This is a genomic window from Streptomyces pallidus (ex Mingjun et al. 2026) (genome assembly GCF_051550185.1).
In the GTDB taxonomy this organism is placed as follows: Bacteria; Actinomycetota; Actinomycetes; order Streptomycetales; family Streptomycetaceae; genus Streptomyces.
In genome coordinates this window covers 7,191,472-7,205,287 of sequence record NZ_CP196181.1, presented here as the reverse complement: position 1 = coordinate 7,205,287, position 13,816 = coordinate 7,191,472, and the positions used below count along the sequence as shown (strand labels likewise).

Sequence of the window (13,816 nt, the reverse complement as noted above, 5' to 3'; positions counted from 1 at the left end):
CTGGCGACGTCGGCCGCTGGTCACGGCAGTTCCCTTTCGGGGTCGGCGGGCAGGCCTTCCTCCTTGCGCACGGCTTCGAGCGCCGCCAGCACCTTGCGCTGGCCGGCGGCGGAGACGCCCATCGCGCGGAGGGCGATCTGTTCGACGCCGTTCTCCTTGAGCTTGCGCAGGATCTCGAACTGGGTGGCGACCTTGCGGGTGACCTCGTCCTCGACGAAGTAGGCTGCCTCCACGCCGAAGAAGCGGGCGAGGAGGGGGACCATGGTGATGGTCGGGGTGCGCTTGCCGGCACGGAGCAGGCTGATGTGGGCCCGCGTGTAACTGTCCTCGCCGTACGAGGAGATGGTGCGGGCCACATGGGCGTTGGTGTACTCTTCCGCGCCCGGCGGGCGCACCCGGTCGAACAGGAAGTTGAGACGGTCGCAGAAGGGGGCGCCGGGGCCCGGGACGGGAACCGGAGCGGAGGCCCGGTCCGGCCGAGGTGTGTCCGACCCGTCGGGTCCGTGTGCTGATTCCGCCACTGCCTGCTGCCCCCTTTCCCTAGGCGTAACTATAGTTGACGCCCGTTGGACGTAACTATAGTTGACGATCCGAAACCTGCAAGCGGTCATCCATATGCCCTGCCGGGTCGCGCGGCCCGCGGGCGCCTCCCGGCGTTGACTGGTCGTATGCGAAAGACTTCCCAGAGGCAGTGGCACACGGCCGGGCGCGTCCTGGCCGGTGCGGTGGTGGCGGTGGCGGCCCTGTGCACGGCGGGCTGTTCCGACGGCGGCGGTTCCCCCTCGGAGGCGGTGTCCAAGGCGGCGTCGGCCGTGGCGTCCGCCGGGGCCGAGGTCTCCGCGGCCGCGTCGAAGGCCGGGGACCTGGTCGCTTCGGCGTCCGCGGCCGCCCGGGACAAGCTCGATCAGGTGAAGGGGGTGAACGCGAAGGAGGCCGTCACCCTCGGGACCCCGTCCACCGAGTCGAACGGGGGCACGGCGGTGCCGGTGACGGTGGAGAACACCGACAGCTCCACGAAGTCCTTCGCTGTACAGGTGAACTTCAAGGACGACGGCGGCAACACCGTGGACGTGGCCGTCGTCACCATCGAGAACGTGGCCGGGAAGTCCAAGGGCGAGGGCACGGCACGCAGCACGCACACCCTCTCCGGCAAGATCACCGCGGATACCGCCAGGGCGGTCCGCTACTGACACCGCGTCGGGCGCCGGCCCCACACGGTGAGCATGCCGGGGCCCAGTTCGGCGAGCGCGGGCGAGGCGAGGTAGGCGAGCGCCCCGTCGAGGGTGGCCGCGTCGAGGCGGCCCGCCAACAGGTCGGGCCGCATCCGCTCCCAGGTCCCGCGCCAGAAGGCGGCGAGCGGTGCGCCCGCGGTGAGCGGCGGGCACACCAGCTCCGCGGCGACCCCTTCCAGTCCTGCGGCGCGCAGGACGTGCGGGTGGGCGCGCACGGCCGTGACGTCGGTGCCGATGGTCTCGGCGAGGGTCCGCCACATGGCGTCCAGGGTGCGGCGGTACGCGGAGTGCCGGTCGGCCGGGTCGGGCACGTCGGCTGCGTCGCTGACGACGAGACAGCCGCCGGGGTTGAGGCGCTCGACGAGGGCCCGGACGACGTCCCCAGGCGGCCCCGGTTGAGGCGCTCGACGACGGGCCCGGGTGCGGCGGTACGCGGAGTGCCGGTCGGCCGGGTCGGGCACGTCGGCTGCGTCGCTGACGACGAGACAGCCGCCGGGGTTGAGGCGCTCGACGAGGGCCCGGACGACGTCCCGGCGCTCGGGCAGGTGCATGAGCACGAACCGGGAGTGGACCAGGTCGAAGGTGCCGAGGTCCGGCTCCGCCGCGAGCCGGGTGAGATCGGCCTCACGGACCCGCAGCCGCGGCCCGGCGAGCGGGGCCAGGCGGCCGGTGTCCCGGTCCAGGGCGACGACCTCGTCGGCGCCGGCCTCGTCGGCGAGCCACCGGGCGACGGTTCCGGTGCCCGCGCCGGCCTCCAGGCAGCGCCAGCCGGGGCCGACGCCGAGGCTGCGCAGCCGGGCGCAGGTGAACGGGTCGTAGACGAGCGCGGCGTGGTCGATGCGCTCGCCCTCCCGGGGGTGTTCGGGCCGGAAGAGGGCCTCGCCGTACCGGCCCGGTGCCTCCTGCGGCGTGCTGCCCGGGGGTCCGGGCGGGTGCTCCTCGGGCACGGGCGCCACCACCTGCTCCTTCCTCCCGGGCGCGGTGCCCGCCCAGGCCCTCCAGCGTCGCCGTCGGGCCGGCGGGGTGCCGGGATTGGGCCGGGCGGGGGCGTGGCCGCGGTCCGGCGCGCACCGGAACCTCCGCGGCGGGGGCCCGTAGGCTCCGTGCCATGAACCACGGCACCGGCTCCGCGCTCCTGCTCCCTCCGCCCCGTACGTCCACGGCGGAACTCCTCGGGCAGGCGGCTGCCTGGCGCGGGTACGAGGTCGTCGGCCACGTCGCCGGGGCCGACGGCCGCCGGACGCACTGGTACGGGGGCCCGCTCGCCGCCGACCGGTGGGGCGAGCGGCTCGGCCTCGGACTCCTCGAACCCGGCGACGACTGGCTGACCACGGTCCCGTACGCCCTGCTCGGGCGGTCCGTCCGGCTGACGACGCTCGGCGCGGCACGCGCCGCCCTCACGGAGCGGGCCTTCGTGAAACCGCCCTCCGCGAAGATCGACGCCCTGCCCGCCGCCGTGTACCGGGACGCGTCCGGGCTGCCGGACGGCCTGGACGCCGCCACGCCCGTACTCGTCAGCGGTGTCGTCGAGTTCGCCGCCGAGTACCGGCTGTTCGTCCTCGACGGGGAGGTCCGCGCGGGCAGCCGCTACGCGGTGTACGGGCGCCCCGATCCCGCACCGTTGGAGCCTCGGGTCCTCGACTTCGCCCGGGAAGTGCTGGACGCCACGGCGGATGGTCTGCCGAGTGCGGTGTGCCTCGACGTGGGGCGGCTCGTCGGCGGCGACTGGGCGGTGGTGGAGGCCAACATGCCGTGGTTCGCGCACTGTTACGCCGCCGAGCCCGACGGCGTCCTGGACGTCGTGCTGCGCGCCGCGGGACCGCGGGCGGAAGTCGCCGGACGTGACCTGCCGTTCCTGCGCGGCGCCGGAGGCGTCCGGGTCTGACTCCCCGAGCCCCTTTCCCGGTGGCGTTGTCAGTGCCGGCCGCTAGGGTTCCGGCAACTGATCACGCGGGAAAGCGGAGGGGCCGTGCAGCGCTGGGAGTACGTCGGGGACGGGTCGGCGAAGTTCTGGGAGGGGGAGGTCGACGGCACCTCGGTGACCCTCCGCTTCGGCCGCACCGGCACGACCGGGCAGACCCAGGTGAAGGACTTCGGCACCGCGGAGGAGGCCCGCGCGTACTTCGCCAAGGCCGTCGCCACCCGTGAGAAGAAGGGGTACGCGCAGCTCGGCGAGGGCGATCCGGCGGCCCCGGCCGCCGCGGTCACCACCGGTACGGCCCCCGGGACCGCCGCCGGCGCCGCCGTGCGGGACGCGGCCGCCGCGCCCCCGTCCGCGACCGGGGGGACGGCGCCGGTCCGGGTCGACGAGGACGCCTTCGAACTCCCCGAGGACTGGAAGCGGAATGTGATTCCCCGGCGCGGCAGCGTGTTCCGGCCGGACACTGCGGCACCGGCCGCGCCCGCCCGGGCCGATGCCTGGATCGAGCAGGAAGCCGAACAGATCGCCCAGGTGCTGGACTTCCCGCAGAGCGATCCCGGGCTGGTGGCGGCGGCCCGCGCGCACCTGGACGGCACGCCGGACCCGCTCGGCGCCGCCGTCCTGGCCCACCTCGTCCGCGTCGGCAACGGCCACAGCAAGCGCGAGCTGTTCGTGGACGCCTGGGCCGTCCGGCACGGCCTGCCGTTCGCCGCCCGCGCCGCCGTGGAGTTCGGGCAGATCCGGGCCGGCTGGCACACCACCGGCCCCGGCGTGACCGTGACCGGCCTCGGGTGGGTCACCCCGGCCAACGGCTGGGACCACGCCCGGGTCCCCGTCGCCGAGCGCGCGCGGCGGCTCCTCGCCAGCGCCCCGGAGGCCGACTACCGGGACGCCGTCGAGGCGCTGGCCGGACACCGCGACACCACGCGCCGCCGCATCACCGTGAGCTTCCTCGTCCCCGGCGAGCTGGACTGGGTCGGCGAGTGCTGCGCGGACCCGCTCCCGTCCCGCTCCAACGGTTCGACCCAGGAGCTCTTCATGCTGGCCGCCTCCCTCAGCACCGCCGAGCACGTCGCGGCGGTCCGCGCCGCCGGCTTCGATCTCGGCTGGCACGGCTGGTCCGCGCAGCTCATCGCGACCTGCGCCGACGGCCTCGGCGCGGACCTCGCCCCGCTCCTCGCCGACCCGATGGGCCGCTCCTGGGTTGACGCCGACACCCTGCGCACCCATTCCGACGCCCTCGCGGAACTCCCCGGCGACGACGCCTTCCGGGCCCTCCTCGCCCGGATCGACGACAGGACGGTGCGGGCCGCCCTGCTCACCGCGGCCCGCCGCTACCCGGTGCGCGCCGTGCGGCTGCTCGCCGACGGCGCCGCGGGAACCTCCGCCAACGCGTCCCTGGCCCACCGTGTGCTGAGGGCACACGTCGCCGCGCACCGGGAGCTCGCCCTCGCCGTGCTGCCCGAACTGCCCGCCCGCGCCGCCGAGCTCGTCGGCCCGCTGGCCCGCCGGGAGGACGTACTCGCCGAGGCGGACGCGGCCTCCCTGCCCGAGGTCCTCACCAGCCCGCCGTGGACCCGCGTGCGGACCCGCACCAAGCCCCCTGCGGTCGCCGGGCTGAGCGCCCCCGCGGACGCCCGCATGAGCTGGCTGCCCGGGGAGCAGGAGGAGTGGGCCGCCGTCGAGGGCGGCATCCCCGGGTGGGCCGCCCACGAGGACTTGGCGCAGCTCACCGCCGAGGCGCAGGCCGGCCGGCTCCCGGGCGACTACCGGTCCCTGGTGCTGTTCACGCTGGGCCCCGCCGACGTCGTCCGCCCCCTCATCGACACCTGGGACGGCCCCGAGTGGACGTACGAGGGCACCGACAGCTTCATGCCGCTGATCGCCCGCCACGAGACCGCCGCCCTGCGCATGGCCCTCGGCATGGCGGGCCGGCACCCCGCCAGCATGGGCGGCCTGCTCATGCCGTACGTGGACGTGCGCGCGGCCCGGCTCATGGCGGACTGGCTGGTCCGCCTCAAGGCCGCCGGACGCACCGCCCGCGCCTGGATGGTACGGCACGCCGGGGACGCCGCGACGCTGCTCGTCCCCGACGCCCTCGCAAAGCCCGGCAAGCCCCGTACGGCCGCCGAGGCCGCGCTGCGGGTGATCGCCGCCGCGCACGGCCCGGACGCCGTCCGGGAGGCCGCGGCCGGTCACGGCCCGCAGGCCGTCGAGGCGATCGACGCACTCCTCGACGCCGACCCGCTGGTGACGGCGCTGCCCGCCAAGACGGTCGAGCCGGGTGCGTGGGCCGACCCGGCCGCCCTGCCGCAGCTCAAGCTGCGCACCGGCGAGGCCCTGCCGGCCGGGGCCACCGCCGCCCTGCTGCGCATGCTGGCGTTCAGCGGCCCCGGCACCCTCTACCCGGGCGTGGAACAGGTGCGGGAGATCGCCGACCCGGCCTCGTTCGCCGCGTTCGGCTGGGGCGTGTTCGACGAGTGGCGGCTGGCCGGCATGCCGGCCAAGGACGCCTGGGCGCTGCACCAGCTCGGCGGCGTCGGCGACGACGACACCGTCCGGCTGCTCAGCCCGGTCATCCGCAGCTGGCCCGGGGAGGGCGCCCACCACCGGGCCGTCGACGGCCTCGACGTGCTCGCCTCGATCGGCACCGACACCGCCCTGCTCAGCCTGCACGCCATCGCCCAGCGGGCGAAGTTCAAGGCCCTCAAGGCCCGCGCCGGCGAGAAGATAGCCGAGGTCGCCGCGGCCCTCGGTCTGACCGGCGAGCAGCTCGCCGACCGGCTGGTGCCCGACTTCGGCCTCGATGCGGACGGAACCACCACCGTCGACTACGGCAGCCGCCGCTTCACCGTCGGCTTCGACGAGCAGCTGCGGCCCTACGTGGCCGACGCCGCCGGGAAGCGGCTCAGGGACCTGCCCAAGCCGGGGGTGAAGGACGATCCGGAGCTCGCCCCGGCCGAGCGCAAGCGGTTCGCCGCCCTGAAGAAGGACGTCCGGGCCGTCGCCGCCGACCAGGTGCGCCGGTTGGAGGCCGCCATGGTCGACGGCCGTACCTGGACCGCCCAGGAGTTCCGGACGCTGTTCGCCGAGCACCCGCTGGTGTGGCACCTGGCCCGCCGCCTGGTGTGGCGGGCCGTGGACGGCGACTCGGCCGTCGAGTTCCGCATCGCCGAGGACCGGACCCTCGCCGACGCCGACGACGAGGCGTTCACGCTCGGCGCGGACGCCGTCGTGAGCCTGCCGCACCCGCTGCGCCTGGGCGCCGACGCGACGGCCGCCTGGTCTGAGCTGTTCGCCGACTACGAGATCGTGCAGCCGTTCCCGCAGCTCGGGCGGGTCGTGTACGCGCTCACCGAGGAGGAGGCCGCCGGGCACCGGCTGACCCGTTTCGAGGGCGTCACCGTCCCCGTGGGCCGGCTCCTCGGCCTGACCAAGCGCGGCTGGGAGCGCGGCGCTCCCCTGGACAACGGGGTGGAACGGTGGATCTCCCGCCGTCTCGGCAAGAACTGCCACCTCGTCATCGCACCCGACGAGGGCATCGCGGTCGGCATGGTCGACACGTACCCCGACCAGCAGCTGGAGACGGTCTGGCTCGCCAAGAGGCCCTCCGACTACTGGCCCGCCCGCCACCAGGTGCTGACGTTCGCCGAGCTCGACCCGGTCCTGGCCTCCGAGGTGCTGGCCGACCTGACGGAGCTGACGGCATGACCTCCACGGCCCGCACCGTCCAGCGGCCGCCCGCCGAGATCCGGTACGCCGAGGAGCTGGCCGTGCTCCGGGCCGCCGACGACGCCCCCCGCCCGCCCGGCTGGCAGCTCAGCCTGCGCGCCGCGCTCCGGTTCGTCACCGGGGACCCGGACACCGGCGTCAGCCGCAAGTTCGTCGGCGACCGCTCCCTCGTCGAACGGGCCCTGGTCGCCCTGGCCACCAACCGGGGCCTGATGCTCGTCGGGGAGCCCGGGACCGCCAAGTCCCTGCTGTCCGAGCTGATCGCCGCCGCGGTCAGCGCAGACTCCACCCTGGTGGTCCAGGGCGGTGCCGCGACCACCGAGGACCAGATCAAGTACTCCTGGAACTACGCCCTGCTGGTGTCCGAGGGCCCCTCCGAGCGCTCCTTGGTGCCCGCGCCGGTGCTGCGCGGCATGCGGGAGGGCAGGCTCGTCCGCTTCGAGGAGATCACCCGCTGCCCCCTGGAGGTGCAGGACTCCCTGCTGTCGCTGCTCTCCGAGCGGGTCGTCACCATTCCCGAGCTCCCCGGAGACGCGGGACTGGCCTTCGCCGCCCACGGGTTCAACGTGATCGCCACGGCCAACACCCGGGACCGCGGGGTCAACGAGATGAGCGCCGCCCTCAAGCGCCGCTTCAGCTTCGAGACCGTGTTCCCGATCGCCGACCGGGACGCCGAGGCCGCGCTCGTCGAGGCCGAGGCCACCGCCCTGCTGCGCGCCTCCGGCGTGACCGTCGCCCCCGACCCGGACCTCGTGGACGTCCTCGTCACCACCTTCCGGGAACTACGGGCCGGCAGCACCGGCGCGGACGGCCCCCACCACGGCGGGCACGGCGGACCCGACCGGATGAGCGCGGTCATGAGCACCGCCGAGGCGGTCGCCGTCGCCCACGCGGTCGGCGTCCGCGGCTGGTTCCTGCGCGGCGAGCCGGGCAACGCCGCCGACCTGGTCACCTGCCTGGCCGGTACGGCGGCCAAGGACAACCCCGAGGACCTGGCCCGGCTGCGCCGCTACCTGGAACAGCGCGCCGCCACACACACCGGCCCCGCCTGGCGGGACCTGCACGCCGCCCGCCACCTGCTGGCCGGGTGAGCACCCTGACGGCCCGTTTCCTCGGCGTCCGCCACCACTCGCCCGCCTGCGCACGGCTGGTCTCCCGCACCATCGCCGCGCTGCGGCCCAGCCACGTCCTGGTGGAGGGACCGGCCGACCTCAACGACCGGCTCGGCGAGCTGCTGCTGGGCCACCGCCTGCCGATCGCCGTGTTCGGCCACTACCGGGACGCGGAACGCACCGCCACCTCGTGGACCCCGTTCTGCGACTACTCCCCCGAGTGGGTGGCGCTCACCGAGGGCAGGGCCGCCGGCGCGCAGGTCCGCTTCATCGACCTGCCCGCCTGGCACCCCGCGTTCGCCGACCGCAGCAACCGGTACGCGGACGCCGAGGCCCGCTACGAGCGGGCCACCGCCCGGCTGTGCGACCGGTTCGGCGTGGACTCGGCCGACGCCCTCTGGGACCGGATGTTCGAGGCGCCGGAGCCCGGCGGGCAGGACGACGCCGCCCTCGCCGAGCGGCTCGCCCTGTACTTCGACGTGGTCCGCGGTGACACCGTGGCCGACGCCTCGGACCGGGCCCGCGAGGAGTACATGGCGTCCTGGGTCCGCGCCGCCCTGGCCGAACCCGGCTCCGGCGACGTCCTGGTCGTCACCGGCGGCTTCCACCGCCCCGCGCTGGTCGCCCTCACCGCGGCCGCACCGCCCGCGTGCGGCGCCGCGGACGGGACCCCGCCGGTGCCGCGGCCCCCGGCGGACGCCCTCGCCGGCAGCCATCTCGTCCCGTACTCCTTCCACCAGCTCGACGCCTTCACCGGCTACCAGTCCGGCATGCCCTCACCCGGCTTCCACCAGCACGTGTGGGAGCACGGGCCGGCCACCGCCGGGGACTTGCTGGTGCAGGACGTCACCGCACGGCTCCGCAGCCGCGGACAGCACGTGTCCACCGCCTCCCTCATCGCCGCCCGGGCCACCGCGCAGGGCCTGGCCGCGCTCCGCGGCCACCACCGGCCCGCCCGACTGGACCTCCTCGACGGGCTCGCCGGCGCGCTCCTCGACGAGTCGGTCGACGAGCCCCTGCCGTGGACCCGGCGCGGCCCGCTGCACCCGTCCACCCACCCGGTCCTCGTCGAGATGGTGGCCGCCGGCTGCGGCGACCGGACCGGCCGCCTCCACCCGGACACGCCCGTCCCGCCGATCGTGCACGACGTCGCCGCCCGGCTCGCCGCCCTCGGCCTGGACGGCACCCGCGCCGTCACCCTCCGCCTCACCGAACCCGGCGGCCTGGACGCCAGCCGCGTCCTGCACCGCCTGCGCGTCCTCGGCGTCCCCGGCTACACCCGCACCCGCGGCCCCGTCGACGGCGCCGACCCCGAGGCCACCGAGCGCTGGGAACCGCAGCCCGCCGCGGGCGGCCGGGAAGCAGCGCTCATCGAGGCCTCCGCCCGGGGCATGACCCTGGAGGACGCGGCCGCCACCGCTCTCGGCGAGCAGGTCCGGGCGGCCGGGCCCGCCCCCGACGCCCTCGCCGGGGCCCTGTTCGACGCGGTGGCCTGCGGGGCGACCGGACTGCTCGGCCCGCTCCTCGCGGACCTGCGGACCGCCGTCGACCGGGCCGCCGCCCCCGGCCCGCTCGGCGAGGCCCTGCACACCGCCCTCGGGCTGTGGCGGCACGACCGGGTGTACGGGGTCGCCGGGGACCCGCTGCTGGCCGGCTTCACCGACGCCGCCGTGGCCCGGGTGCTGTGGCTGGCCGAGGGGCTGCACGGCGGCACGGGCGTCGACCTGGGCCGGCTGCGTGCGCTGACCGCCGTACGGGACGCCGTGCTGCACGCCGCACCGCTGCTCTCCCTGGACCGGGCGGCGGTGACCGCCGTCTGCGGCCGGATCGCCGCCGACCCGGCCGCCCCCGCCGATCTGCGCGGCGCCGCGTTCGGGTTGTGCCGCGCCCTCGGCGACGTCGGCCCGGGCGAGGACACCGCGGCCGCGGTGCGTGCCGTCGCCGGCACCGCGGCCCTCGGTGACTGGCTCGCCGGCCTGTTCGCGTTGGCCCGTGAGGAACTCACCGCTCCGGCCGCCGGGCCCGGGGGCGGGGGCGGCGGCTCCGGCCGGGGCGACGGCCTGCTCGGCGTGCTCGACGTCCTGGTCCGCGAGCAGCCGGAGGACGAGTTCCTCGCCGGCCTGCCCGCCCTGCGCCAGGCCTTCGCCTGGTTCCCGCCCCGCGAACGCGAACGCATCGCCGCCCGCCTCATCGAACGCCGCGGCCTGCGCGGCTCCGCCCGCGGCCTGCTGCGGACACCGGCCGACCCGCTGCTCATCGCCCGGGCCCGGCGCCTGGAGGACGACGTACGCCACCTGCTCGACCGCCACGGCCTGGGAGCCGCCCCGTGACCACCCCGTCCCCCGACTCCTCCGCCGCACCCGCACCCGGCGCGGCCCGCGGCCCCGCCCCCGACCCCGGCCTGGAGCGCTGGCGGCTCATCCTGGGCAGCCCCGCCGAAGGCCACACCGGCTGCCCCGGCCCGCGCGCCGCGGCCCGGGACTCCGCCCTGGAGTGGCTGTACGGGCGCGACCCCGGGCAGGGCGACCGGGGCGTCCGCCGGACCGCCGGCGACGGGCCCTCCGCGGTGACCGCGGTCGACTGGCTCGACGACGTGCACCGGCTCTTCCCCCGGGAGACCATCGAGCGCCTCGAACGGGACGCCGTCGAGCGGTACGGGATCCACGAGATCGTCACCGACCCGGCCGTGCTGGAACGCGTACGGCCCAGCCCCGCGCTGCTGCGCGCCGTGCTGCGCACCAAGCACCTGATGAACCCCCAGGTGCTGCGGCTGGCGCGGCGCCTCGTGGAGGCCGTGGTCCGGCAGCTGATGGCCCGGCTCGCCCCGGAGATCCGCCGCTCCTTCACCGGGACCCGGTCCCGGCGCCCCAGCCTCGTCCCGCACTCGCGGAACTTCGACTTCCATGCGACGGTCCGGGCCAACCTGGCCCACTACCAGCCCGAGCACCGGCGGCTGCTGATCGAGCGGCCCCGGTTCTCCTCCCGCACCCGGCCGCATCTGGAGCAGTGGCAGCTGATCCTGCTCGTGGACCAGTCCGGCTCCATGACCGGCTCCGTCATCCACTCCGCGGTGACCGCGGCCGCCCTGTGGGGACTGCCGGGGCTGCGGACGCACCTGGTGGCCTTCGACACCTCCGTGGTCGACCTCACCTCCGACGTCACGGACCCGGTGGAACTGCTGATGCGCGTCCAGCTGGGCGGCGGCACGGACATCGCCCGCGCGGTCGACTACGGCGCCGGGCTGATCGACAACCCGCGCCGGGCCATCGTGGTCCTGGTCACCGACTTCTACGAGGGCGGGGACCGCTACCGGCTGGTCCGCACCGTGCGGCAGCTCGTCGCCCAGGGCAGCACGGTGCTCGGTCTGGCCGCCCTCGACGAGGACGCCGCCCCCGCCTACGACCGCGACCTCGCCCAGGAGATCGCCGACGCCGGCGCGCACGTCGGCGCCATGACCCCCGGCATGCTCGCCGCGTTCGTCGCCGAACGGCTGGGCCGATGACCGCCGACGGGGCAGCCCGCCCCGACCTGTTGGCCCTCACCGAGGACACCCTCGCCGCGCTCACCAACCGGGGCCTGGTGAAACGCGCCGCGAAGGAGCTCGCCGCGGGCGCCGGAGCCGTGGTGGGCGCCGCCGCCGACGGCAGCCTCACCGGGCGCTTCCCGGACGGCACCGAGGCCGTGCTGCCGCCGGGGGCGGCGATCGACCTCGGGACGTGCAGCTGCGCCGCCACCGGCACCTGCCGCCACCTGCTCGGCCTGATCCTCGCCTACCGGCAGCAGGCGACGCCGCAGTCGGAGCCGGAGCCGGAGCCGACCGCCCCTGCCGCCGCCGCGGGGGGCGACACGCCCGCCGCACCCGACGCCCCCACCGACGCCCCCACCGGCGCCGCCGCTCCCGCCGGGCCCGGCCCTGCCGGTGGACCCGACGGCTCCTGTCCGCCCGTACGTTCCCGCCCGCCCGGCACCGCCGACTCCACCGAGCCCGGCGGCACTCCGGTCCGTGACGGGGCGGCGGCCGGGGAGGGCGGCCCGACGGGCGGGGGGCCGGACGGGATACCGGTGTGGTCGCCCGGGAGCGTCACCGACGAGGAGCTGACCGCGGCGCTCGGTGCGCGGGCCGTCGCCACCGCCCGCCGCACCCTGGCCCGCGGCTACTCCGCCCGGCTCACCCACCCCGCCCCGGGCGCGCCCGAGGCACGGGCCGAACTGGCCACCGCCACCGTGCGGTTCACCGTTCCGGGTGCGCTCGGGTACGCCGTCACCGACGCCCGCCCCGAGCAGCGCGGCCCGGTCGTGGCCCTCGCCGTGTGGGCGTTCCGTGCCGCGCTCGCCGCCGACCCGGGGGACCCGCCCGCCGACGTCCGGGCCGGCGGGCCGCTCCGGCCGGCCCGGAGCGCCGACGAGGCCGCCCGGGCCGCCGCCGGGCTCGCTGCGGACCTCCTGCTGGACGGGGCCGCGCACGCCGGGCCGGTCCTCGCCGCGGGCCTGCACCGGGTCCGCGGCGAACTCGCGGGCCACGGCATGCACTGGACCGCCGACACCACCGCCGACCTCGCGGAGCAGCTCGCGGAGCACGCCTCCCGGGGCGCCCGCCACCGGCCCGAGCGGTTCGCGGAGCTCCTCGCCGAAGTCGCCGCCCGGCACCGCACCGGCCGCCACGGCACCGGGGAACCCGGGACGACCCCGTTGCGCCGGGTCCGGCTCACCGGGCTCGGCTGCCGGGTCACCGGAGACGCCGCGTCCCGTACCGCCGAGGTGTACTTCGCCCACGCCCGCGCCGGTGTCTCCCTCGTGCTGCGGCGGCGCTGGGAGCTGACCGACGCCCAGGCCGCCGGGGACCGGCCCGCGCCGCACGGTCCGGACCTGGCGCGGCGGCGTGTCGCCGGCACCACCTTCGGCGCGCTGGCCGCCGGCAACGTGGTCAGCGAGACCGCGTCCCGCACGCCGGGGCACGTCGTCGCCTTCGGTGCCTCCCGGACCGGCGGTACCGGGGTCACCACGGTCGGCGGATCCTGGACCGGGCTGCCCGAGCCGCTCCTCGTACGGGACTTCGGGGCGCTCGCCGAACGGGTGCGGGCCCGCCCGCCCCGGCCGGTACGGGCGCGGGTGGCGGCGGACGACCTCCACGTGCTGGCCGTGCACGCCGTCGAGGACCTCGGCTACGACCCGGCCGAGCAGCGCGTCGAGGCCGTCCTGCGGGACGGCCGCGGCAACCGTGCCCTTATGGCCGCGCCCTACAACCCGTACGCACCGGGCGGCCTGGACGCCCTCCTCGCGGCGCTCGGCAGCATCGGCGGCGGACCCTGCCACCTCAGCGGCTTCGTCCGTGCGGCCGCCGGCGCGGGGCCCGCCGGGTCCCCGGGCCCCGTGGTGGAGCCGCTCGCCGTGCTCGCCGGGTCCGCGGTCGTCGTGCCGGACCTGGCGGCCGGGCCGCCGACCGCCGGTACGGCCCCGGCGGCGCGCCCCGCGCCGGACCCGGTCGCGGGGGCGCTGGCCGAGGCGCTCGGCGCGCTGGCCGACACGGCCCACCGGGGCCTGCGCCGCCTGGACCGGGCCGGACTGGACCGGCTCGACCGGGCGGCGGCCGCGCTGGACCGCACCGGGCTGGCCACGGCCGCGTCCCGGGTGCGCGCCGTACCGGCCGCCGTCGCCGGGGGCGGTGCGGACGCCGCCGTGGGCCCGTGGACGGACGCCCAGCTGTTCCTGCTCACCGCTGCGGACCTGTACGGCTCCCGGTGAGGGGCGGGGGCCGCTGTCCGGGAGCCGGACGCGGGGTACCCCTGGAGGAACCCCGGAGCCGGGAGGGCCGGGAGCCG

At 76.9% G+C, this 13,816-nt stretch carries 9 protein-coding genes; 7 read left to right on the top strand and 2 right to left on the bottom strand.

Annotated elements, in window-relative coordinates; translation table 11 throughout:
- Positions 1-20 precede the first annotated feature (20 nt).
- Positions 21-521 (bottom strand): hypothetical protein, encoded by a 501-nt coding sequence (locus tag ACSHWO_RS32120; protein WP_361086969.1) that lies wholly within the window; start codon positions 519-521, stop codon positions 21-23.
- A gap of 147 nt (positions 522-668) precedes the next feature.
- On the opposite strand from ACSHWO_RS32120, the gene ACSHWO_RS32115 reads away from it, so the two are divergent.
- A complete protein-coding gene (locus ACSHWO_RS32115) occupies positions 669-1,190 on the top strand; it encodes a hypothetical protein (protein ID WP_361086966.1) in 522 nt (173 codons plus the stop codon).
- Here the strand turns inward: ACSHWO_RS32115 and ACSHWO_RS32110 are convergent.
- Positions 1,184-2,179, bottom strand: coding sequence for a class I SAM-dependent methyltransferase (locus tag ACSHWO_RS32110; protein ID WP_438319320.1), 996 nt, complete (start codon positions 2,177-2,179; stop codon positions 1,184-1,186). The genes ACSHWO_RS32115 and ACSHWO_RS32110 overlap by 7 nt on opposite strands.
- A 161-nt stretch (positions 2,180-2,340) precedes the next feature.
- Here ACSHWO_RS32110 and ACSHWO_RS32105 point away from each other — a divergent pair, with 161 nt between their 5' ends.
- From ACSHWO_RS32105 to ACSHWO_RS32080, 6 genes are all read left to right on the top strand, one after another.
- The gene (locus ACSHWO_RS32105) at positions 2,341-3,117 is read left to right on the top strand and encodes an ATP-grasp domain-containing protein (protein ID WP_361086963.1); all 777 of its coding nucleotides are present in this window, start codon (positions 2,341-2,343) and stop codon (positions 3,115-3,117) included.
- A gap of 84 nt (positions 3,118-3,201) precedes the next feature.
- On the top strand, positions 3,202-6,864 hold the full coding sequence (locus ACSHWO_RS32100) for a DUF4132 domain-containing protein (protein ID WP_438317608.1): 3,663 nt from the start codon (positions 3,202-3,204) through the stop codon (positions 6,862-6,864).
- Positions 6,861-7,976 (top strand): AAA family ATPase, encoded by a 1,116-nt coding sequence (locus tag ACSHWO_RS32095; protein WP_438317605.1) that lies wholly within the window; start codon positions 6,861-6,863, stop codon positions 7,974-7,976. Before ACSHWO_RS32100 ends, ACSHWO_RS32095 begins: the two co-directional genes overlap by 4 nt.
- Positions 7,973-10,327 carry a DUF5682 family protein gene (locus tag ACSHWO_RS32090; protein ID WP_438317602.1) on the top strand — a complete coding sequence of 785 codons (2,355 nt, stop codon included), beginning with the start codon at positions 7,973-7,975 and terminating at the stop codon, positions 10,325-10,327. Before ACSHWO_RS32095 ends, ACSHWO_RS32090 begins: the two co-directional genes overlap by 4 nt.
- The gene (locus tag ACSHWO_RS32085; RefSeq protein ID WP_438317599.1) at positions 10,324-11,499 is read left to right on the top strand and encodes a VWA domain-containing protein; all 1,176 of its coding nucleotides are present in this window, start codon (positions 10,324-10,326) and stop codon (positions 11,497-11,499) included. Before ACSHWO_RS32090 ends, ACSHWO_RS32085 begins: the two co-directional genes overlap by 4 nt.
- Positions 11,496-13,739 carry a hypothetical protein gene (locus ACSHWO_RS32080; RefSeq protein ID WP_438317596.1) on the top strand — a complete coding sequence of 748 codons (2,244 nt, stop codon included), beginning with the start codon at positions 11,496-11,498 and terminating at the stop codon, positions 13,737-13,739. Before ACSHWO_RS32085 ends, ACSHWO_RS32080 begins: the two co-directional genes overlap by 4 nt.
- The last annotated feature ends 77 nt before the right edge of the window (positions 13,740-13,816 follow it).

What these genes read in the sequence shown, in the direction of transcription:
- ACSHWO_RS32115 (WP_361086966.1), top strand. Translation starts at nt 669, where the DNA reads ATGCGAAAGACTTCCCAGAGGCAGTGGCACACGGCCGGGCGCGTCCTG.
- ACSHWO_RS32105 (WP_361086963.1), top strand. Translation starts at nt 2,341, where the DNA reads ATGAACCACGGCACCGGCTCCGCGCTCCTGCTCCCTCCGCCCCGTACG.
- ACSHWO_RS32095 (WP_438317605.1), top strand. Translation starts at nt 6,861, where the DNA reads ATGACCTCCACGGCCCGCACCGTCCAGCGGCCGCCCGCCGAGATCCGG.
- ACSHWO_RS32080 (WP_438317596.1), top strand. Translation starts at nt 11,496, where the DNA reads ATGACCGCCGACGGGGCAGCCCGCCCCGACCTGTTGGCCCTCACCGAG.